18 protein-coding genes are annotated in these 22,716 nt (G+C 49.1%); 8 read left to right on the top strand and 10 right to left on the bottom strand.

Features of this window, described 5'->3' with window-relative positions:
- Nucleotides 1-8 precede the first annotated feature (8 nt).
- Nucleotides 9-464, bottom strand: coding sequence for a ribonuclease HI (gene rnhA / locus DU481_RS05170; RefSeq protein ID WP_350133180.1), 456 nt, complete (start codon nt 462-464; stop codon nt 9-11).
- Nucleotides 464-1,234 carry a class I SAM-dependent methyltransferase gene (locus tag DU481_RS05165; RefSeq protein WP_502889912.1) on the bottom strand — a complete coding sequence of 257 codons (771 nt, stop codon included), beginning with the start codon at nt 1,232-1,234 and terminating at the stop codon, nt 464-466. Before DU481_RS05165 ends, rnhA begins: the two co-directional genes overlap by 1 nt.
- A gap of 85 nt (nt 1,235-1,319) precedes the next feature.
- On the opposite strand from DU481_RS05165, the gene gloB reads away from it, so the two are divergent.
- Complete coding sequence (gene gloB, locus DU481_RS05160) at nt 1,320-2,093, top strand: hydroxyacylglutathione hydrolase (RefSeq protein ID WP_350133178.1); 774 nt, start codon at nt 1,320-1,322, stop codon at nt 2,091-2,093.
- A gap of 112 nt (nt 2,094-2,205) precedes the next feature.
- Here gloB and DU481_RS05155 read toward each other — a convergent pair whose 3' ends face one another.
- Nucleotides 2,206-2,802 (bottom strand): cytochrome P460 family protein, encoded by a 597-nt coding sequence (locus DU481_RS05155; RefSeq protein WP_350133176.1) that lies wholly within the window; start codon nt 2,800-2,802, stop codon nt 2,206-2,208.
- 303 nt (nt 2,803-3,105) lie between these two features.
- Here DU481_RS05155 and DU481_RS05150 point away from each other — a divergent pair, with 303 nt between their 5' ends.
- From DU481_RS05150 to DU481_RS05125, 6 genes are all read left to right on the top strand, one after another.
- Nucleotides 3,106-3,804 carry an SDR family oxidoreductase gene (locus tag DU481_RS05150; protein ID WP_350133174.1) on the top strand — a complete coding sequence of 233 codons (699 nt, stop codon included), beginning with the start codon at nt 3,106-3,108 and terminating at the stop codon, nt 3,802-3,804.
- A gap of 100 nt (nt 3,805-3,904) precedes the next feature.
- A complete protein-coding gene (locus DU481_RS05145) occupies nt 3,905-4,297 on the top strand; it encodes a hypothetical protein (protein WP_350133172.1) in 393 nt (130 codons plus the stop codon).
- Nucleotides 4,278-5,825 (top strand): hypothetical protein, encoded by a 1,548-nt coding sequence (locus DU481_RS05140; protein ID WP_350133170.1) that lies wholly within the window; start codon nt 4,278-4,280, stop codon nt 5,823-5,825. Before DU481_RS05145 ends, DU481_RS05140 begins: the two co-directional genes overlap by 20 nt.
- 206 nt (nt 5,826-6,031) lie before the next feature.
- Nucleotides 6,032-6,511 carry a hypothetical protein gene (locus DU481_RS05135; RefSeq protein WP_350133168.1) on the top strand — a complete coding sequence of 160 codons (480 nt, stop codon included), beginning with the start codon at nt 6,032-6,034 and terminating at the stop codon, nt 6,509-6,511.
- Nucleotides 6,511-8,472: a hypothetical protein gene (locus DU481_RS05130; RefSeq protein WP_350133166.1), complete on the top strand. Its 1,962-nt coding sequence runs from the start codon at nt 6,511-6,513 to the stop codon at nt 8,470-8,472. Before DU481_RS05135 ends, DU481_RS05130 begins: the two co-directional genes overlap by 1 nt.
- A gap of 202 nt (nt 8,473-8,674) precedes the next feature.
- Entirely contained in the window at nt 8,675-9,940 is a 1,266-nt protein-coding gene (locus tag DU481_RS05125) for a M10 family metallopeptidase C-terminal domain-containing protein (RefSeq protein ID WP_350133164.1), read from the top strand.
- Between the two features lie 90 nt (nt 9,941-10,030).
- Here the strand turns inward: DU481_RS05125 and DU481_RS05120 are convergent, their stop codons facing one another.
- Nucleotides 10,031-11,041 (bottom strand): ribonuclease T2 family protein, encoded by a 1,011-nt coding sequence (locus DU481_RS05120; protein WP_350133162.1) that lies wholly within the window; start codon nt 11,039-11,041, stop codon nt 10,031-10,033.
- A 356-nt stretch (nt 11,042-11,397) separates the two neighbouring features.
- Here DU481_RS05120 and DU481_RS05115 point away from each other — a divergent pair, with 356 nt between their 5' ends.
- On the top strand, nt 11,398-13,794 hold the full coding sequence (locus tag DU481_RS05115; protein ID WP_350133161.1) for a Lon protease family protein: 2,397 nt from the start codon (nt 11,398-11,400) through the stop codon (nt 13,792-13,794).
- Here the strand turns inward: DU481_RS05115 and DU481_RS05110 are convergent.
- The 6 genes from DU481_RS05110 to DU481_RS05085 form a co-directional block, all read right to left on the bottom strand.
- Complete coding sequence (locus DU481_RS05110) at nt 13,791-16,709, bottom strand: bifunctional diguanylate cyclase/phosphodiesterase (protein ID WP_350133159.1); 2,919 nt, start codon at nt 16,707-16,709, stop codon at nt 13,791-13,793. The genes DU481_RS05115 and DU481_RS05110 overlap by 4 nt on opposite strands.
- A 12-nt stretch (nt 16,710-16,721) precedes the next feature.
- Entirely contained in the window at nt 16,722-18,155 is a 1,434-nt protein-coding gene (locus tag DU481_RS05105) for a putative porin (protein ID WP_350133157.1), read from the bottom strand.
- Nucleotides 18,124-18,609, bottom strand: a complete 486-nt coding sequence (locus DU481_RS05100; RefSeq protein ID WP_350133155.1) for a substrate-binding domain-containing protein — start codon at nt 18,607-18,609, stop codon at nt 18,124-18,126. Before DU481_RS05100 ends, DU481_RS05105 begins: the two co-directional genes overlap by 32 nt.
- A 30-nt stretch (nt 18,610-18,639) precedes the next feature.
- Entirely contained in the window at nt 18,640-19,410 is a 771-nt protein-coding gene (locus DU481_RS05095) for a PEP-CTERM/exosortase system-associated acyltransferase (RefSeq protein ID WP_350133153.1), read from the bottom strand.
- A 335-nt stretch (nt 19,411-19,745) separates the two neighbouring features.
- The gene (locus DU481_RS05090; protein WP_350133151.1) at nt 19,746-20,981 is read right to left on the bottom strand and encodes a pyridoxal-dependent decarboxylase, exosortase A system-associated; all 1,236 of its coding nucleotides are present in this window, start codon (nt 20,979-20,981) and stop codon (nt 19,746-19,748) included.
- Nucleotides 20,978-22,564: an acyl-CoA ligase (AMP-forming), exosortase A system-associated gene (locus DU481_RS05085; protein WP_350133149.1), complete on the bottom strand. Its 1,587-nt coding sequence runs from the start codon at nt 22,562-22,564 to the stop codon at nt 20,978-20,980. Before DU481_RS05085 ends, DU481_RS05090 begins: the two co-directional genes overlap by 4 nt.
- Nucleotides 22,565-22,716: the final 152 nt, after the last annotated feature.

Here is a 22,716-nt window from a genome sequence, read left to right as displayed (position 1 = left end):
TATTCTACTTATCGAGAAGTTATCATTTCCACGCCACGATTTGCCAGTTGATCGGCGCGCTCATTCTCCACATGCCCAGAATGCCCACGCACCCAACACCATTCAATCTCATGGTGCTGCGCTAACTCATCCAGCTGTCTCCATAAATCCTCATTCTTTACGGGCTTTTTGTTCGCGGTTCGCCAATTCCGAGCTTTCCACGAATCGAGCCATTCGCTGATGCCCCGCTGAACGTATTGCGAATCGGTATGAAGATGCACTTTGCATGGACGCTTGAGTGATTCCAAAGCGCGTATGGCTGCGAGTAATTCCATGCGGTTATTCGTGGTTAATTGCTCTCCACCGAAAATCTCACGCTCATGACCGGCATAGCGCAGCAAAGCACCCCACCCCCCAACGCCCGGGTTTCCTTTGCAAGCGCCGTCCGTATAGATCTCAACCACTTTAGCATCCGCTGTACTCATTATCTGCGCGACTCGTCAGTCTGATTGAGCTTTTCCGCTGACTTCTCCTCAAGCGAAGCTTCGTTTACTCTTTGCGCGACCGGCACCATTTTTTTCCGGGCATTGAGACAATCCTTCCAATCCGGCTTGATAATCCGCATACCGTGCATATGCTTAATCGCATGCAAAAAATACACTCCCCCGGAAATCGGCCACCAGCGATCCCCTGCCGCTTCCATAAAACTGAACCGCTTACGCCACTTTTCTTGCTTAAAAGGCGGTGTATAGCAGCATAACCGGCCACCAGCCATTTCAAAATCCAGTAACTTCAACCAATCTTTAAGCCGTGATAACGCAATAAACTGACCGTTCCAGGGAAATTCCCGCCGGGTCGACCGCAAGTAATGGCACACTCCCCACAAACTGAACGGATTAAAGCCGGATATCACGACATGACCTTCCGGTATCAGAATTCGATGTACTTCACGTAAAATTTGATGCGGATTGACATTAAACTCAAGCGTATGTGGCAGAATGACAAGATCGACACTGTTGCTCTGAATCGGCAGAAAACCCGGCGCGGCACGTAAGGATGCTCCAGCCTCGAGTCCCACGGAAAAATGAAAAGGCATTCTATTCAAGCGCAGAAAATTAAATTGCGGCCAGCCGATTTGCACGGCATTGTAGCCAAAAATATTCGCTACAACCTGATCAAAGTAACACTGCTCATGTTCGATCAGATATTGACCAAGCGAGGATTCGAACCATTGTTGAACATTTTGCACAGTCATGATCAATAATTCTGCTTAAATTTATACGATTGAACTCATCCGATCAAAAGCATCAGCTTCACCATTCGTAAGACAGGGAAATTTCATGTTGAACATTCAGCCGGTACCTGCATTTAGAGACAATTATATCTGGGTCATTCACAATCGGGATTATGCCGTGGTAATCGATCCGGGTATAGCGTTTCCCGTTATAGATTATTTGCAAACGGAAAAATTGCAATTATGCGCGATTCTTATCACCCATCATCATAGCGATCATACCGGAGGTATTGCCGAGCTGCGGCGATTATCCGCTGTGCCGGTATACGGACCCTGCAATGAAACCATCGCAGAAGTTACGCACCCGGTCCGGGAAAACGATCAGATCGATGTGCCGCAACTGCCGCTACGTCTTACCGTCATGGATATTCCCGGGCATACCCGCGGCCATATTGCTTATTATGGAACCGATCCATTTGCCTTGGTATTTTGTGGCGATACGCTCTTCTCTTGCGGCTGCGGGCGGATATTTGAAGGGAACGCGCAGCAAATGTACCAATCCTTGCAAAAGCTCGCTCGGTTACCCGAAGATACCAATATTTATTGCACCCATGAATATACGCTGAGCAATATCCGCTTTGCCAGAGCGGTTGATCCGAAAAACCGGAAACTCATCGAACTGGAAATCACCGCGCAACAACTGCGGCAGCAAAATATCCCGACGCTTCCTTCCCCATTATTTCTTGAAAAAGCCGTGAATCCTTTCCTGCGCTGCGATCAGCAAGCACTCATCGAAAGCGCGCAGCAACATGCTGCAATACCGCTCTCGGATCCACTCAGCGTTTTCTCGGTATTGCGAGAATGGAAAAACAACTTCTGAAAATACAACCAATATCGATATTCAAATAAAAAAAGCAATTTGATCCATGTTCATCACGAATCAAATTGCTTCGTTCAAAAACCAATGATGGCTAATTTCGCCATCAGCTTAATTATTTTTTAGGCTTAGCTGCGCGTAATACGGGGTAGTATTGAGTAAATACCATGTCTTGCGCGGCATTATCTTTATGGCAAGCTGCGCAAGCTTCATCAGCCTGTATTGCGCCTTCTTTGGCTTCATAAGATTCGAAACCGAAGAATGCCCAGTTACCTGGTCTGTTCGGGAAACGTTTGGAATCTTTCACCATCGCAGCGATTCCATTGAATTCTCCCGCGAAGTAACCATTTCCGCTCGGTGCTGATTTAGAACCTACACTCACCAATTCTTTAACAATAACCGTTCCATCACGGAATTCACCGGTTTTTTTCCAATGGTTCCAGCTGGTTGGATCGATGTATACGTTGTGAAATTCAGGAAATGCGGCTTTACCATCGTTCAGCTCGTTCGGTGTAACCGGTGCGCCAACAAACACCCACTCACGGTACCCTCTAGGCGTCAGCAATACATTATCTTTATTAAAGGCGCCGAAATTATGGTCTTTTCCGTGTGCATGATGATGCGCATCGGAAGCAATCACCGGACTTGCCAGTGCAATAGATAACAGTAATGGTGCAATACCACCTAATAACGTCTTTTTAAACTGTAACATAATAAGCCCTTAAAATAGTTAAAGAAAGACAAAAGAACAGCAATAATCCATGCTGCTTTCTTTATGGTAGTCAGACATACTATCTTCGTCAAGTGAATATGTAGTCTTAATAATCACCTACATAGCACAATGTTTTTCATGTCATTGATCACGTTCCATTAACCATCCGGGAAAGTGCTATTATGAATTGGAACCCGCTTAATACAATTGGAGATTGATAAGATCATGATTAACATTAATTCTGTTACATTCAACCGACACATTTCAGCAATCGGCTTCCTGCAATAAATACGCGAGAGAACAATGAGAACAATGTTGATTACCGGTGCTAACCGGGGTATCGGACTAGAGTTTGTGCGGCAATATGTCGCAGATGGTTGGCGGGTTGTTGCTTGCTGCCGCAAACCGGCAGCCGCCGAAGCACTCAATCATCTCGCCGCGCAATACCCAGATCAAATCACCGTGCATGCGCTGGATGTCACCGATCACGCGCAGATTGATCAATTGGCACAAACATTATCCGAGCAGCCGATTGATCTGCTCATCAATAATGCCGGCGTCTATCCCCTCGCGCGCGGTGATGCTCTGGGCAAAACCGACTATGCTGCTTGGCAGCATGCTTTCGCAGTCAACACCATGGCGCCGTTGAAAATAACCGAAGTCTTTATCCAGCGGATCGCGCGTAGCGAACTCAAAACCATCGTCACCATCACCAGCAAAATGGGCAGTATCGCCGACAACCGCGGCGGCGGAAGCTATATCTACCGCTCCAGCAAAGCAGGTGTCAACATCGTGATGAAAAGCCTGTCAATCGACTTGATCCCCCAAAAAATCATCGCCATCCTGCTCCACCCCGGCTGGGTCAAAACCGACATGGGCGGCCCCGGTGCGTTGATCACCGCCGAACAAAGCGTCACCGGCATGCGCCGCGTGATCGGCAATCTCACACTGCAAGATTCCGGAAAGTTTTATGCGTTCGATGGAAAGGAAGTGCCGTGGTAATCCGATCTTAAGTAGCAGCATGAGAAACTCAAGAAGCACATCGTGATTTTCTGATCGATAAGACCCCAAACTTGACACATTCGTGCATTTACTAGAATTCATGACATTAAGCGAAATAGATCAGAAAAATCAAAATGATTTAAAGAAAGAACTGCAGAATGATCCGAAACACTCCAAACTAGAAAAATTAGCAGCAGCTCTGATAGGCCGCCTTCTCGGTGTACCGATTGCGGTTGCAAAATCAGGTTTTCAGCATGGTGGAGATGCAGGTCCAGCAGGTCAGCATGGACGTCGTTTTAGGTTGGAATGCAAGAAATACAGCGACACCACTAGCCTTAGTGATCGAGAATTACTGGGTGAATTAGACCAAGCGCTCGCTCGAGACATTGCATTGGAAGCATGGTTTCTTATTGCAACTCGCAATGTTCCTGAACAACTCCGGCAAGAACTTACACAAAAAGGAGAGAGAAGGAGTGCCGGTAGTAATCATTGATTGGGAAGATCACAAACTAGCGCCGCTTGCAGCATTATGTGCTTTTGCACCTGATCTCGTAACAACCGAATTTTCGAAGAAAGCTGGAGAATTGGCGGGTGCACTTCAGACAGTCTCAGTCAACACGATCGAAATGTTACGGCGCGATCTACAATCCTGGTGTTTAGGTTTCAAGGCCTTGCAAAACCGTTCTCACGAAAAACTGAGAAAAATCTGGAATTCACCCAGAGAATCAAATGCCAGCCTTGGGCAAGACGCAGCCGGTGGAGCTCACACAAAGCGAATTAGGCGCAATGCAATCCATCAAGCTCTCAATGATTGGTGGCTTGCACCGGCAAGCATAGACTCTCCTGCGGCAGTTATTGGCTGGGATGGCGTCGGAAAAACTTGGGTAACACTTGATTGGCTAATCGAGACAATCGACGAGCAGCCAATCATCCTGGTTGTCCCGTCCTCCTCCGCAGCCACTCTTTCCAGTATTTCCGAAACGACTGTAAAGCAATTCCTAGCTAATCAGCTATATGAGCTTAGTGGCGTTAGAGATACTGCCCATTGGTTGCGGCGGCTTGATTACCTGTTTATGCGACCAAAGGAGGAAGGCCCTGTTTTCACCATTTTCTTTGATGGTTTAAATCAAGAACCTTCTATTCAATGGCTTCATCTACTCAAGATCCTGCAAAGTGAATTCTTTTCATCAAAAATACGAGCGATCATCAGTACGCGGAAACATCACTTCGAAAACAAACTAGGAAGTCTTCGCGTTCTAAGTTCCGCTGCAAAATCTATTCAAGTCGATAATTACGATACGAACCCCGGAGGTGAACTTGACCAAATGCTTGTATTCGAGGGTTTAACTCAAGCCGATTTGCACCCAGATCTAATTGAGCTAGCCCGCACGCCTCGCTTATTCGCACTTGTAGTCCGATTCCGCGATAGATTGATCGAAGCAGGCCAAATCACTGTTCACAGATTACTTTGGGAATATGGCCGAGATACCTTGGGTGTCCGCGCTGGAAAGTCTTTTAGCGAAGCAGAATGGCAAGCTTGGTTACAAGCAATTGCGCAAAAATACCGCGATGGCACCCAGAAGTACACGCCCCAATCTCTCAGTGAATCAGTAAGTCTCCCTTATTTGAATGAATCGGAGAATTATGTACGCCTCAGCGACATCATCGATGGCCGGTTTGCGGAACCTGACCCATCAGGTAATTTGCATTTCACCTCGACAGTTATCGAACATGCTCTTGGTGTTGCACTGCTAACCCACCTTGATTCTATTTTAGATGCAAGTTTTACGTCACTTCATACCGCGCTCACGCAATGGCTTGACCCCATTGCAGGATTGGACGAGCGTTCGGAAATCCTGCGAGCGGCTGTTTCTATTCTGTTAAAGCAAGATTCTAAACCTCTAATTCAAGCCGAAGTGCTTGTCACTGCTTGGTTGCAGACTCAAAATATAACCGACGATCATCGCTTGGAGCTGGCCGCACTTGCGCCCAATCTCATTGATGCGTTACTTGCTGCGTAGAGCACTCTGACAATGATGCGCAGGCATCTGCGCGTCATTGGGCCGTTAACGCATTAAAAGCCATACCGAGAGAAGATCATCATGCTGCTGCGGCGATATTCGATAGGGTTACGGAGTGGTTCAAGGTTATTTCACGAGATATTTATCCCCATCAGAGTGCAGGTTACGAAAAGAACCGTTCTGAAGGTTTCATACACCGGATTGGTATGGATCAATCGAAAGAAATTACGGTTGCGAGCGTTAAACTTGTACTCGTTGATCAATGCGACGGCACACTACAGCTAGCTGCACCTTCGATTATAGAAGGATTCCCGCTTGCTGATGCGCTACCCATTTTTGAAGCAGCAGCAATTACACTATCAATTCGAAATCGTTGCGAAGGCTGGGATGCTCTCAAATGGCTCTGCTTATTGAACAAAATCGATCCAAATGAAACATCCTTGGCTTTACGTGAACACGCAGAAAGAATCCGGCATCGGCAACCTGAGTCGGGTATAAATCCAGACATCCCTGATCGTATCGCCGCACTTCTCCTTTGGCTCACAGGCCAGGAGTCGGACGAAGCAGTTGCCACAGAATTGAATCCGCACATTGATCACGGATATACCTATGAAAAAGATTACCTACCAAACCCGAGTCATAGCTTTTTTTCGCGCTTGAAAGACGGCATGCCAATCTTGCGCTAATGGATACCGAATCTTCTTTATCCTGGCGTGCGCAGAGAACCAAAGAGTTCTGGTTTGATCCGTTCTTTCAACCTCCAGATTCATTTGTCACTGAAATTTGCAAGCACGCAAACTGTATTGAAGTCGACAAACTCGATAGACACTGCTCATATACCACTGAGGATGACGATTTTGAGCAATTAGAACATTCTTTTGCTCGATGCACGCCTAATTTATTAGCTGATATGATGCGCCGCAAAATTCAAAGCATCGCTTCATGTCCTGCAGAATCTCGCTATTGGAGCGCAATCCATGTGACCGATCATTTGCTTTTGGCAGATGAAAGTGAAGCTGAGGCAGCAAAAACTTTGCGATTAAGTGGTACTGCTCCCGATGGTAAAAATGAATATTTTGTTGCCAACCAGCTTTTAATGGTGGAAATACTCAAACTTGATGTAGAAGCTCAATTTGATGCACTAATTAGTGCGAACCTAGAATTCATTATTGATGATATCGGTCAAGTTTTACAACCGCCCAGTTCAGAAGACATCGATGCATTAATTACTCACTATGCTAATGAGTCATCTAAACAAAAAAACGATCCTGAATTTTGTCATGTTGCTTTCAAAACTCTTGCTCTTTCCAATGCGACTCGCTTTGGAAAGATGCTGATGGACGAGAATTGGCATTGGAGCGCAAACAAACATTTCTGGATTAATCACTACGGCACTGGCGCGCTTATCGAAGCAACACAAGCGCTTCCTTTTGATCAAATAGCGCCACGATTGGCGCCATGGCGATTATTGGAAGCTGTAAGCTTACGTGGTGCTGATCCCAAAGAAACACGGCTTGCCGCTGAAATCATAGGGCATATACTTTTAGCAGAAAAACTCGGTGAACCTGATCCAGGATCAATTTTATCGTTCGACCGGAATGCCGCGAAAATTTCTCCTTTTTCATTTTCTGTTACACCACATCAAAGTCAAACTGATGCCAGTGATCCATCTGCTATATTCGGAGCAGCCATGGATGATGATGCATGGATAAAAGCACACCGGCTCGCCGCCGAAACAGCCGCTTCACGTATCAATGAAGCCAGAACATCTGGTGCAGATTTATATCTCACAATTCCAGATGCAGCTGACTTCATACCAGCTTTGCGATATGCCTCGAATCTGGTTGAGCGTTGGCTTGAAGGCTATCAGGAACTTACACCGGATTTCAGACGCCGCGTTCACTTGGCAGAAGGCACTTATCTTGCACTGTGTGAAGCGCTTCTTTCTTACGATCCCCCACAAGGCGTGAATTTGTGGCGCTCTCTCCGCACAACGATGTCCACACGTTATCTTGGCAAAGCGGGTATCGAGGATTCTTTGCACATGATCTTTCGTGTCCCCGACTCTCCCCAAGTCATCGCATTGCGTACGGAGTTGCTCGAACTTGATTACTGTAACACCGATCAAGATTTGCTAAATCTGGCGATTGCCGCTTCGTACAATGGTAAATCAGCTTGGTTAAATGAGATGATTGAATCAGACCGAAAATCTCCGTTTGCTTGGAAACGAAAACGCGGCGGCGTTCTCTCAGGATTCACAGCAAACAACATTCTTCCTATTCCAGATGCTTGGCCGGAGGGTGAAATTAAGACCAGCCACGAATCTTTAGAAAAGAGAGCTGCTCGTTTCCGTTGGATCGAGGCTTGCGCGCATCATTGGTGGAAAACCTATTTGAAGGCAAACAAGCCTGAAGAGGCCTATGCTGCTTGGATACTTTTCCTCAAATCAGCAGATCCTCGTGCTTGGATATGGATAGAACAGGATATCAAAGCGGCAAATGATTCCAGTGATTTCTTTAAGCTTAAGATAAGTCATTTCAATCTTAATCGTGCAAGACTTAAGCGTGCAATGGATAAACGGATCGAGAAACTCGATAAAAAATTGTTTGATCGAGGAATCGACATGGGAGTAGGTCCATGGGGATAAAACTTTTTTCATCAATGGCATGCGTGTTTAAGAAACTGATCAGCTAGCATAGCTAGCTCAAGTAGTTGCTGAGTTCTGTATTCAAGCTTCAAATTAGAACAAGAAAGTTATGATGTTATTGCGATTGCTCTGTTTTTCATCGCTTTATAATCCGCAAACCAAGAATTAATTGCCTATCTGTACATTTTGCAAGGAGAAAAGTATGCCGAGTATTACGGACGATTATCGTATTGACGCTGTGCTGGCGGGCAGTGACATCCGCTGGGATGCAGGACCAAGTGGAACCGTGGCGTTGACGTACAGCTTCATGTCGGCGTTACCCGTATATGCGGATCCGGCTCAGGATGGCAACGGTTTCAGCGTAATGACCAGCGATCAGCAAACTGCCGTGCGGGAAATCCTGGCTACGCTGTCGTCGCAATTCAATATCACATTCACCGAGGTGTCTGATTCCGCGTCAACGTACGGCCAGCTTCGTTTCGGCAATAATTCCCAAGCTGCCACAGCCGGTTATGCCTATTATCCGGAAAAATTTACCGGCGATACCGCGGGTGATCTATACATCAACAATGTAGCCGCAGTTTCGCAAACAACCCACGTGGTAAAGGGTACCAATGCCTATTCGACCTTGATCCATGAAATCGGACACACCCTTGGATTGAAGCATCCTGGCGATTACAACGCGGCAGACCCGGGATCATCGAATCCCAATGACGGACCGTTCTTGACTGGCGTGGAGGATTCGGAACTATTCAGCATCATGTCTTACACCCAGCAAAGCCAAGGTCTCGAGCGGATCAATCTCGCACCCTATGATTATGCAGCGTTGGCTTATCTTTATAATGCCAAACCGGTCAATACCGGCGATGACACCTACACGTTCACGGCAGACAGCGGTCATATTGTGCAAACCATCTACGATGACGGCGGCGCCGACACGCTCGACGCATCCGGTTTGACGACAGCCGTCACGCTCAATCTCAATGCTGCCGCACCCGGCACGCTCAGCTCGGTCGGTCTTATCCCGGCAGGTCCTGCTGCGGTTGATAATTTGTCACTGGGATTAAATTCAGTGATCGAAAATGCCATCGGCGGCTCCGGTAACGATAAGCTAGTGGGAAATAGGGCCAATAATACGTTGATTGGAAACAGCGGCAACGACACGCTAATCGGACGATTAGGCAGCGACAGCATGGCCGGTGGTGAAGGTTCCGATATCTTCGGGCTATCCAGTATCGGTTTCTATACTTTTCAGGATTTCGTTCCGGGCGTGGATAAAGTGGCATTCGATACCGGATTGGGGGTTGCGGACTATGCGCAACTATCACCGTATATCACCAGCATCGATGCGCAAGGCGATGATATCGTGGTGCACTTTGTCAGCGACATTGCCAGCATCACGTTTGTCGGCGTGCTGCAGCAGTCGACGGCGCTTTCAGTCAGTGATGTGGTGTTTCAGGCGTTGTAATTGAATAAACACGCAACAGTTTGCGGATTACGTTCCCGCACCACCTCCGGGAACGTAATCAACTGGCTTAACGTTTCATTGATGCGCTGACTACTGCCCGATAGCATCAACCAGGAAAGTATCGCCGCAATTGGATTTACCTTGCAGCGGCGCATTCTCCAGCAGTTTCTCCAGATCGGCGCCTGGTTTCAAGTCAGCTGACAAATTCAGCTGCACTTCGACCAGCATGCCTTGATTGCAAGTCAACTTGATGCGGTCTTTAACGGCGGGGCCAAGCACCGCAACCACGCGACCGAGGAAATCTTCCGTGCGAACCTGCTGACCGATCCGGCGATTCATGAAGTAAGCCGCCCCGGCATCGTTAAACTGGCGCGTCAAATCGGCTGCCAGATCAAAATAGCCTCCCATTGACCAGCTCGCCTGGCAAGTGCCATGCTTGAACCATTCGTGCCGTTCAAGACAGGAACCTGATGTCACACTGGGCATCACTTCGGCTAATGATGCCGTGGAATCGGCGTCCAATTGAACTGCTGGGTAATCGCAGAAATTGCTCTTCTGTCCTTTGACATCGCCGCAAAAACCGTACTGTATACCGCAGCTTTTTTTGTTTGGCCATAAACCGTGCAATGAAAAATGCCTGGCTTGATAAACCTTGGGATCGGTAATCTTACATTCCGCTTTGTCCGGCTTGGTTTCACAGAAAGCGGGCTGCCACGTCAGCGCCAGCACATAACTGTCCGCCTGACCGGCTGTGTTGCAACTACCACCGGAATTTCCGCCCCCCCCCGTTCCGCCGCCGGTAATCTGAGCTTGACCGCATTCGGCACTTACCCAGCGTTCTTTGGGGTCTGCATTGGGCAGAACCACCCGGTACCAGCTCGGCTGGCTGGGTTTAATCACTTCGATAATATCGTACTGACTGCCCGCAAGAATCTGCTTATTATCCGGATTGGTCGATTTGTTCTTTGACACATACGCCGGACAAGCTTGCTGCGCGGTAAAAACACCGGATACTTTATCCGCCCATACGGGGTGGGCATGACCGATGGTCAGAACAATTAGAAAAACTTGAAATACCATACTTTTTCTTAGCGTTATCATTCTTTCTCTCCTCTCTTTGCAAGCAAAAAATTAAACAACAGGATAAGTACTGGCTCAGTATTCAACATGACGCTCCGGGATCACTAGGGTTTTTGCCACAAAAACCGCAATTCTCTCAAGGCACGGTACCGAATGAAGTTTGCCCATTCTCCGGTTCGATTGCCGTGTCCGCACCATGCACACAATGCAATGACAAATTTGATATCTTGTGAAAAAGTGAATAACTAACGATCCGTATTGGCTAAGCGCTTTCATCCATTACAATACGGTTATCGTATGGAAGATCCGGTTGCTACTTTACTCATAAAAGTGTCAACCAGGCAACCCATTATCCCCTAACCTACTGAAGAAAAATAATGACCGCTAATATTCCTCTGCAACCGCAACGGCTACGTCATGCCTGCGATCCCGGTCAATTCACGTTTCAGACCACGGCGGATGTACCGGACTTAACAGAGTTCATCGGCCAAGCGCGCGCCATGGATGCGGTGCGTTTCGGTTCGGACATTCGCCGGGAAGGTTACAATCTTTTTGTCTTGGGCTCGCCCGGGATGGGCCGGCACACCCTAGTGCAGCAATATCTCGAAAGCAAGACCAGTGAAGAAGCGGAACCGCCGGATTGGTGCTATCTCAATAACTTCACTCAACCACACAAACCGAAAGCGCTTAAATTACCACCTGGCAAAGGGGAAGCATTGCGTGCGCACATGGCACGGCTGGTCGATTATTTGCGCAGCGCCATCCCCGTGCAGTTTGAAAGCGAGGAGTACCGGAGCAAAATCAGTGCGATACAGCAAGAATACAATGAACGGCAGGAACGCGATATCGCGGAATTAGAAGCGGAAGCCGAGAAAAAAGAGATTATCCTGCTGCGCACGCCAGAAGGATTTGCGCTGGCACCAAGCCGCAATCGCGAAGCCATTCCGCCGGATGAATACGATAAGCTGCCTCAGGAAAGAAAAGATCAGATCGAGACCGATGTTGCAGAATTGCAAGCGCATCTGGAAAAAATTTTGGCCCGCTTGCCGCAACGCCGCCGCGAGCGCAGTGAACGTATCAAACAGTTGAATCACGATATCATGCTATCCAGCATTGCGCATATGCTCAACGAATTGCGCGAAATCTATGCCGGTTTACCCGCCGTGCTCGATTTCTTCGATGCTTTACAGCAAGACATGTTGCTGCATGTTGATGATTTCCGCAAACCGGATGAATCCGTTAATATTTCCGGCATGACCGTCGTCACTCATCAAACATTCAACAATTATCAGGTGAATGTGCTGAGCTCGAATCATCAGAAACCGGGAGCACCCATCGTCTATGAAGATAATCCGACCTACAGCAATCTGGTAGGACGGGTGGAACATATTGCTCAGTTTGGCGCGCTGGTCACTCATTTCACCTTGATCAAACCCGGTGCGTTGCATCAGGCCAATGGCGGCTACTTGCTGCTGGATATCCGCAAAGTGCTGATGCAGCCGTTTGCCTGGGAGGGTTTGAAACGCGCACTGCAAGCCCGCAAGATTGATATTGAATCACTCGGTCAGATTTACAGCCTGGTCAGCACCGTATCGCTCGAACCGGAGCCGGTTCCGCTGGATGTCAAAGTGATCTTATTCGGCGACCGGTTATTTTATTACCTGTTGCAACAATACGACCCGGAGTTCAGCGAGCTATTCAAAGTCGCCGCGGATTTCGAGGAAACCATCGGACGGACCGCCGAGAGTCATTTTCTCTATGCGCAATTGATCGCCACTGTGGCGCGCAAGGAAGGATTGCTGCCTTACGACCGCTTCGCAGTTGCCCGGGTGATCGAATACAGCGCACGCCAAGCGGGTAATGCGGAGAAACTGTCCATGCACATGCGCAGCATCGCGGATTTACTGCGCGAATCCGATTACTGGGCGCGCGCAGCCAATCATGACACCGTGCTGGCCAGCGATGTACAGCAGGCGATCGACGCGCAGATCCGCCGTCAAGATCGCATCAGAGACCGGCTATACGAGGCGATTCAGCGCGACATCCTGATGATCGGCACGCAAGGTGCGGTAACCGGACAGGTCAACGGTCTTGCGGTTATCGAACTCGGTGGTTTCGCCTTTGCGCAACCCACCCGGATTACCGCCACCAGCCGCTTGGGCAAAGGGGATTTGATCAATATTGAGCGTGAGGTCAAGCTTTCCGGGGCCACTCACTCCAAAGGCGTGTTCATTCTTTCTTCGTTTCTGGCCGCGCGTTACGCCAAGAATCAACCGTTGGCGCTGTCCGCCAGCCTGGCGTTTGAGCAGTCGTACGGCATGATCGATGGCGATAGCGCATCACTGGCGGAATTATGCGCGTTGCTTTCCAATCTGGCGGATGCGCCGATCAACCAGTCGCTGGCCGTGACCGGCTCGATCAATCAGTTGGGTCAAGTCCAAGCTATTGGCGCAGTAAACGAAAAAATCGAAGGTTTCTTTGACATCTGCAACGCACGCGGATTGACCGGCACGCAAGGCGTATTGATTCCCGCAGCCAATGTACAGCATCTGATGCTACGCCAGAATGTCGTCGATGCCGCAACGGCAGGCCAATTTCACGTCTACGCGGTGGAAAATATCGATCAAGCTATTACGCTGCTGACCGGTTTACCGGCGGGAGAAGCGGATGCCAATGGCGGGTATCCCGAAGGAAGTATCAATTACCGGGTAGCGGCACGATTAACGGAGCTCAGCAGCATCAGCCAGTCGTATCAAGGAAACAAACCGCATTAAAACGAATCACTTTCATGATCGGTAAAGAATTCCGTGGCCGGCGCCGGTTTTCCTATGTAGTATCCTTGCGCGTAATCAATATCCATCTTTTCGATGAGTGACAGTATCTCTGCGCTTTCGACAAATTCCGCCGTGATTTTCTTACCGAAACCGCGAGCGACACTGCATAGCGCATTAACCAGGATCAAATCGTCGCTGCTTTCGGATAAATTGCGGATAAACGAGCCGTCAATCTTGACGACATCGACCGGTAACTCGCGTAAATAGTAAAAAGATGAAAAACCGACCCCGAAATCATCCAACACAAAACCGCAACCCAGCTCCTTGATTTCTATCATCAACCCGCGCGCGCCGGGTAAGTCTTCCAGCGCCGCAGTCTCGGTGATTTCAAACATGACACAGGCGGGATCCATGTCCTGCGAAGTCAATTCTTCCTTGAGAATCGGTAATAATTCCGGATCATTAAAGGCATGCGCGGATAAGTTGATTGAGAAGCTGACCTTGAATCCGGCTTGGTAAATTTTGGCCACTTGTGCGATGGCTTTGCGCAGCACCATGTGATCGATGGCGTGAATCAATCCGGTATGTTCCGCCGCCGGAATAAATTCGCCGGGTGACAGCACCGAACCGTCTTTATCCTGCATCCGCAGCAACACTTCATAGTGCGAGATCTCTTTAGTTTTCACCTGCATGATCGGCTGCAAGTACAGCATGAAATTATCATGCAAATGCGAATACTCGATTTTCTCTTTCCAATACACCAAGGTATGAATGCGCTCACGGCTGCGATCCTTATCGGAGAATAGATACCAGGCATTCCGTCCCATTGCCTTGGCCTGATACATCGCCAGATCCGCAGCGGCCAGCAAGTCATGAATATTGGCGCCATGCTCTGGAAACAACGCAATGCCGATACTGGCTGAAATCTTGTGTGTGCGGTTGTTGATGGTCAATTGCGCATGGCCCAGTTGATCCAGAACCTTTTTCGCTACTTCGATCGCACCGTTGGCATTGATTTCCGGCAAAATAATCGCGAATTCATCACCGCCCAAACGGCCGGTGATATCGTCTGCGCGGATGGTCTGAGCCAGCATGCTGGCGACCATTTTCAACAGCGTATCACCCGCCTGATGACCGCTGGTATCGTTGATATATTTAAAACGATCCAGATCGAAAAATAACAACGCGCCCGGGTGGCGGTAACGCTCCGCCCGGCTCAGCACTTGCTCCAGTTCTTCGCTGAAACGCCGCCGGTTGAATAAATTGGTCAGCGGATCGTGATCCGCCAGCCAAGCTAAGTGCCCTTCAACCCGTTTATACTCGGTGACATCCAACCCAACCGACAAAATGGATGGATCATCCTCGGATTGCCGGCCGAGATGCGAATGCAGCCAGGCCACATGCCGTGTCGTTCCATCCTTGCAATGGGTTATCGCTTCATGCCGCAACTGCATTCTTTGTCCGCTGTGAATTTCTTTAAAGCGCGCCAGCAAATCTTGCGATTCATACTCCGGAATCAGGATGTTCAGGAAAGATTTGCCCTGCAGTTCACTTTCGGTGTAACGCATCAGCATTTCGCCATACGCATTGAGCGACATGATCCGGCCTTCGGAACTCTGCGTCAGCACGATAGCCTGCGCCGTATCCAGCAGGTTCTCGACAAAATCCCTTTCTCTGCCGAGCTCATTTTTTTGCTCGATGAGCATTGTTGTCCGTGTAGATACTTCCTGTTCCAGTTTTTCCAATTGCAGCGACAAGGAAACGGCAGCTTCCGAAAGAGTGTCGACCTCATCCCTGAAACGCTGCACCCGATCCGTCGAGGCCACCGATAAGCGGAATCTTTCAAACTGGCCGTTGGCTAGAAGCGGCAGGACAAACACGACATCTTTCAGCTTCGCCAGCAACCGGGTAAAAATCAAAAACAGCAATATTTCCGCAAAAATTAGCCCCAGTAAACCGATCAGTGCAATCTTCCAGATGGAATCATGAATATTCTTCACCGCGGCGGTCACATCGGTCATTACGATCAGATGCGCTTTATCGGGTTCATACGAGTCGAGCGGAATTAATTTTATTTGCAGATACTGATCGTTCCAGCGAATCTGAGCACCATTATTTAACGCTGTCATTTCCGGGTATATCCGGGCGATCTTTTTCAGAACCTCAAGATTTTTTTCTTTGTTGGTCAGTGCCGAGATATGAATATTCCAGCGCAAAAAATCGAAATCATTCTGCAGTAAACTATTCTGCTCCTTGATCAGCAGGCCGATATCGGCGCCGGCGATGCGTTTAAATGCCAGAAATACATCCGCCAGCGATATTCCCATCACCACGACACCCACCTTCTTACCTTCCACGAGCAACGGCGCAACAATGTACTGTATGCAGCTTTCCCGGCAAAGTAACGGATTGATGGGTCTTTCCGATTGATTGACATGACTGACCCAGGTCGACAGCAGAATATTGCCATCCATATGAGTATCCAGACTATCCCAACTGGCGTTCAATTGATTCTGCGGATTATAAAAGTGAACGAATTCAACACCATTATGGAATTGTAATAGTGCCCAGTGCAGATCAAAAACTTTGCTGATGCTTTCGCCATCGTTGGTCAGCAAAGCTTTCTTCATACCGTCCAGAAACGGAATCATTTCAGCCAGCTGGTATAAATTCTGCGAGGTGTTCTTGATTAAACTATTGACTTCCCTGGAGTAGCGATGGTATTCGACTTCCCGCTGATTATCAAAATTGGCCATTAAGCCCAGGTAACTGACGAAACAAAATAGCATCACCACCGCCAGCAGAATCATGCTGCTGCTCAGTGAGATTTTCCATCTCAGACTGCGGAACCGGCGCCCTTTGGGATTTGAAACGACAGGCGCTTTCTCCAATTTAATTCCGGAACTATTTTCCATCAGAATTTCTACTTAGAAACGATAAGAAGCCTGAATCGCGAAAAGATCCCAATATTGATGTGTGTCTATGGGCCGGCCCGTTTTTAGATCGATTGGATTGTCCAATCCGGATAACCAGCCTGTTCCGTTAACATGATGATATTCGGCACGCAGCATGAACGCCGGTGTAACATTCCAACGTATGCCCACGGCAATATCCTTGGCAAAACGACTATGTCCTAAACCACTTCGTCCGGCGGGATCTTTTGCAATCCAATCGCTTCCATCGCGATCTGATCGATCAATAAAGAGAGCATCATACCGCAAAAAACCTTCCCATTTCGGAGTAAAGCGATATTCACCTTGAAAGTAATAGCTCTCACCAACGAAATGCTGACCATTTAACTTTGTACTTTTAAAATTTCTATCATAGCTAAAAGGCCGTATGGCATATTCCGAAGTCAGTGTCCAACGTTCCGAGTTATATTGGGCGGAAAAAATTACCGGCGTGAACTCTAAGGCGCCGGGACCCAATTCTAACGGTGAGCGCAATTTTGTTGGATCATACGATGTATTCAGCCATATCCCGCTGATACCCAAGCGCAGGCGTTTATCATTAGTCTCAAATATTCCGCGGCCAATATAGGAAATTTCGCGATTCAATTCCCCCGGCCGTACCAATCCCAGCAATGAACTCTCAGTATCCCTGTTATTCACGACTGGCAGTGTCACGCCAAACTGGGTAGACAACGTACCCCAATCGGATACTGCAGTATCGCCATAGAGCTGCACGGAATCACTGGAAAGCCCCAAATTGCGGGTACGGTCAAAATAAATCGATTGCGGCAGCATAATACTGGGACGCGTAAACGCCACATCCCGGGTTTCATTATAGAATCCGAAAGGATTCTTCAACCGGCCCACGCGGATACCGAATTGGTTGACCTCCTGGGAATACAAGCGGTAATCGAAGATGGCATAATCAAGACGCGGCATGCCCGAATTTCCCTCACCGGCACGGCGTGACAACACCTGCGCCGAGAGTTGCAGCCTCGGCAATGGCCGCAAGGAAGCGTTGAGCCCGGCTTCGGTCAAACCAAAGCTGCCGCCTTTATCACTATTGCCAAAAACATCATTATCCGAAGTTGTTATGTAAGCTTGGCTGACAAAGCCATGAATCTGCAGATCTCCGGGGCGATCGGTTGAATGCCACCAATTGAGCACAGTGCTGACCACACCGGGTTTTTCTTTGGTATTGCCCGCTTCTGTCGCTTCGGCGGGTAAATCTTTCGCTTGCACCCATTTGACAGGCGCTTGAGCGGATTCAGATTGCTTTTGTGGTTGATCAAGCTGTTGCGCCTGAACGGAAACAGCGCCGATCACCCACAGCACGGCAACGCCCTTACCCAGCCACCGGACGGAGCTGCTGAAATAGCTACTTAATCTCGAGCACGTTAACATTTTCATTAATATTGGCTCTCCATAAATAACCTATTGCGCCGGGTGTAGTAGCAATCCTGGCAAGCATTTCTTCACTTGAGTTGACTTTAATCGGCGCTTGGCCTGTGCCCGAGAATACTAATCGATCCCAGGTGGATCTGAGTTGATAGGGAAATACGTTTAACTTCTCCTTGGAAACGATTTGATGCAATTGATCTTCATCGGATAGCACAAAAACCCTGATCTTGGTTCCGTCAGACCAGGTTTTCAAACGCATACTGAAAATTGAGCGTAACGAATTGACCGAGAGGGTTTTTTCGTTCACGCCCGGATTGGTGACAATTTCATAATGATCATTTGCTCTTACTTCCACTGTCACAACCCAAAGGCATACAGTTAGAGCAAAACACAAGCAGGCTCTAGTTTTTAAGAAACAGTGCCTTGAGAATTGAGCTTGTAAAGAGAAATGAAATAAATTCAAGAAACAGATTCCTGATTCAGGGTTATTCCATTAGTTAATATGAATGGGATTATAAGTACCGCAGTCGGTTACGACTTCCCAGGCATCGTGATGCTCTTGATACATTTTATTGAGTGCGTCTTCTACTTTCACGTAATAGGGACGGCGCATGCCATGATAGTCTACCGGTGGTCCGATCGGATTAAAATTCAAGCCGTAAAAACCCATCAGCTTATTCAGCGCGGGATCGGCAACCGATAGCCAGTGCTTAATATTGTATTTGACAGACATGCGTAAAACGCCCGCCATCAACACCAGGCCAATGCTGAGCGCGGAACGGCGATCGGTGGAACGGCGATCCTGCGTGTTTCTTTTATCGCTGTCAGTTCCGGTGGTTTCCTTGCGGCGCTCTTCCCTGCGCCGTTCGTCTTTACGCCGGTCAAACTGACTGATCACCAGAAAGCGGGAAATCTCAGCCGTCTGCTGGCGCGGTAACGCTTTGATATCGCACAGTGCCGGGTCTGTTTGACTATACAACTCAACCGGCAATAGCTTCTCAGGCCGCGTTGAATCCGGCAGAATTAACCGCACAGTGCCGATAAATTCTCCCGATGGGCGATAGCGCAAAAGCACATGGCAGGAATGGCTGTCATAACTGTCTTTCTCCTTTTCATCCGGACAAAGCGCAGGGTCGAATCCGGGTAAACGCTGTTCCACGCACAGCACTTGATAGCGGATTCTATAAACATGCTCAAGCAGCTCAGCTGTATCAGCAACTACAATTTCAAAGAACTTCTGAAAATTTTGATACAAATCATTCATAGAATCACCCAATTAAATAAGCAGCTCGTTACATTCGTTTTTAGTACTCTTCCGGACATTCGTTGATATCAAGAGAAAGTGTCAAAATAGTAAACTGTGCTGGCGCTACATCATCATTGAAAAAGCGCAGAATCTACGGTGCATTTCTTATTTTTAGCTGCACGAAACAAAGCTTTTCTTTCAATAAGTAATATAAATTAACTACAGCGGTCATTTAAGTATATTTAAAGCGAATATTCAACTGATCTTTAACAATTAATAGCGGAATTACAACAAAGGTAACTACTTGTGCACAATAAACAACAATTGTGCGCAGAACGATGAAATTTAATCGATTAAACCAGCGCTTCGATGGGTTCGGGATGACCTAAGAAGGCGACCGGACTGGCACTTAAACCGTAGGCGCCCGACTGCAACACCACAACCAAGTCGCCTGCGGATGCTTTGGCCATGGACAACTGATCGGCCAGTATATCCAAAGGTGTGCACAATGGCCCCGTAACGGATACCACTTCTCTTTCCGCGCCACGGACTTTATTGCCGATGATGACCGGATAGTTCTTGCGGATGACCTGGCCGAAATTGCCGGAAGCGGCCAGATGATGATGCAGCCCGCCATCAGTGATGAGAAAAACTTGTCCGCGCGAGATTTTACGTTCCAGAACACGGCACACATAAATCCCCGCTTCCGCGACGATATAGCGGCCTAATTCGATCGCAATTCTGGCACCCGGCAGTTGCCGCTGCATCTCAGGCATCAGGTGCTGCAAATTCTCGCCAACGGCGGCAAGATCCAACGTTCGCTCTCCGGGAAAATACGGCACCCCCAAACCGCCGCCGATATTCAGCCAGCGCGGCGGAGATGGCGCATATTCAGCCAGCCGGATACCCAATTGCAAGGATTTTGCATGCGCTTCCTGCAACGCGGCTGCATTGAGATTTTGCGAGCCACTGAAAATGTGAAAACCCATAAAGTCCAGGCCCAGCATGGCTAATCGCTGCAGCACATCGGGCACGCACTCGGCATCGATACCGAATGGCTGCGGCCCGCCGCCCATTTTCATGCCGGAGGATTTGAGCGCAAAATCCGGATTAACCCGGATGGCCACCTTGGGCGTAATCCCTAAACTTTCTCCCAGTTGCGCGACCGATTCCATCTCCCGTGCGGATTCGAGATTCAGCATAACGCCCGCCGCGATGGCGCTGCGCAGTTCATGCTCTTTTTTCCCAGGTCCGGCAAAACTGATATGAGCTGGTGGCAGAACCGTATCCAGCGCCACGCGCATCTCACCCGCCGAAGCCACATCCATACCGTCGACCAAACCGGCCACATGTTGCACCAGCGCCGGCATCGGATTGGCTTTCATCGCGTAGTGCAGCAAAATCCCTGCCGGCAAATGCCGCCGTAATAATGCAATCCGTTCGCTGATTTTCTGCCGGTCATACGCATAAAACGGCGTCGTGCCGACGCGTTGCGCTAAGCGCGTCAACGCCATACCGCCCACTTGCAGACAATCGTCCTGCACGGCAAACTGCACCAGCGGCGCATGTTCTGGAGGTAAATTGCTCATTGAGCGGTTCCCTTAAACAAATACTGCAATTCCTGAGAAAGCAATTTACGGTCTATTTTGCCGTTCGGATTGCGCGGCAGATTACCCTCACGCAGTTCGATGTGACTGGGCAGCATATACGCAGGTAAACGCTGCTTGCATAGACGCAGCAAAAGATCAGCTTCCGGCCGCATGCCGCGGCGGGCCGTCACGATCACCGAAATCGCTTGTCCCAGCACGGGATGCGGCACACCGATCGCAATCGCTTCCGCAACACACTCCGACGCATAAATAACTTCTTCCACTTCGGTAGGGCTGACCCGGTAACCGGAGGTTTTGATCATCTCGTCGCGGCGTTCGATGAAATACAGATATCCCTCTTCGTCGACACGCACGGTATCGCCGGACCAAGCAGCGATCTCCGCAAGCGGCAATCCGGCCTGGCGTGCTTTCAGCGGCTTGAAGCACAATGCCGTTCTTTCCGCATCGTTCCAGTATCCCATCGCCACCAAAGCGCCCCGTTGTACCAATTCACCCGGCTCACCCGGCGCGCATGGCGAGCCATCGTCGCGCAAAACCAAAACTTCTGCATTCGGTACCGCCTTTCCGATCGAATCCGGACGCCGTTCGATTTCTTCCGGCGCCAGATAGGTCGAGCGGAAAGCTTCGGTAAAACCGTACATCAGGAAAACCTGCGCTGCCGGCAAAACGCTGCGCAATTGATTCAGTGTCGCACGCGGCATGGCACCACCCGAATTGGTAATGTAGCGCAACGACGGTGTTTTGCCCCAGTCCAGTTGTGCCAGCTGAATCCACAGTGGCGGCACAGCCGCAAGGCCGGTGATTCGTTCGTCGCTGACGATGCGGATGATATCGCGCGGCAGCAGATAGTTCATCAGGATATTGGTTGCACCCGCGTAAAAAGCGGACGTCAGTTGATTCAATCCATAATCGAAGCTCAGCGGCAGTACGGTCAGAATCCGGTCATCCGGACGGTTTTGCAAATACTGCGCGACACTTTTCGCGCCAGCCAGCAAATTGCGATGTGACAGCACCACACCCTTGGGTTTACCGGTGCTGCCCGAGGTATAAATAATCGCCGCCATGTCGCTGTCGATCACGCCTGATGCGGAATATTCTTTTTGCACCGCAGAAATGGCTTGCCAACCGGCAACTGTCAGACCGGCAAGCGCAGGCAAATGATCTCCGCCATCAACGAGAATCACCGTATACAAATCATGGCAAAGCGGCAGAACCGCTTGCAGCAACTTTAACCGCTCCAGTGAGGTAACCAGTATCCTGACATTACAATCGATCAGTATGTACGCCACCTGTTCCGGCTTCAATACCGGATTCACCGGAACCATTACACCGCCCGCCGCCGCTGCGGCAAAGAGCGCGATTACGGTCTCGGAACGTTTCTCGAGATAAACCGCCACACGCTCGCCACGGCTCAAGCCACATGCGCGCAAACCCTCCGCCGTTGCCGCAACTGCCCCTGCCAGCATGGCATAACTCATGCGCTGACTGTCATAAGACAACGCTTCGACGTCCGGTGTCCGTCCGGCAGCGGCAAAAATCAGATCATGGATCAAGTCAGTCATTAAGCAAACGCGCCTGTCTGCGCCACAAGAAAAGCATCTGAATTAAAAAGTGCGCTCATTATAATCGGCTTTGGCTTTCATACGGCTATCAACATACTCGGCGGAATCGCGTAAACTACCCGCTTTCCAATATTCGGCGTAATAGTTGACAC

Origin of the sequence: Nitrosomonas sp., from assembly GCF_040240425.1 — a bacterium.
In the GTDB taxonomy this organism is placed as follows: Bacteria; Pseudomonadota; Gammaproteobacteria; order Burkholderiales; family Nitrosomonadaceae; genus Nitrosomonas.
The sequence above is the reverse complement of the archived record's forward strand: the minus strand, read 5'-3'. Positions and strand labels throughout refer to the sequence as shown.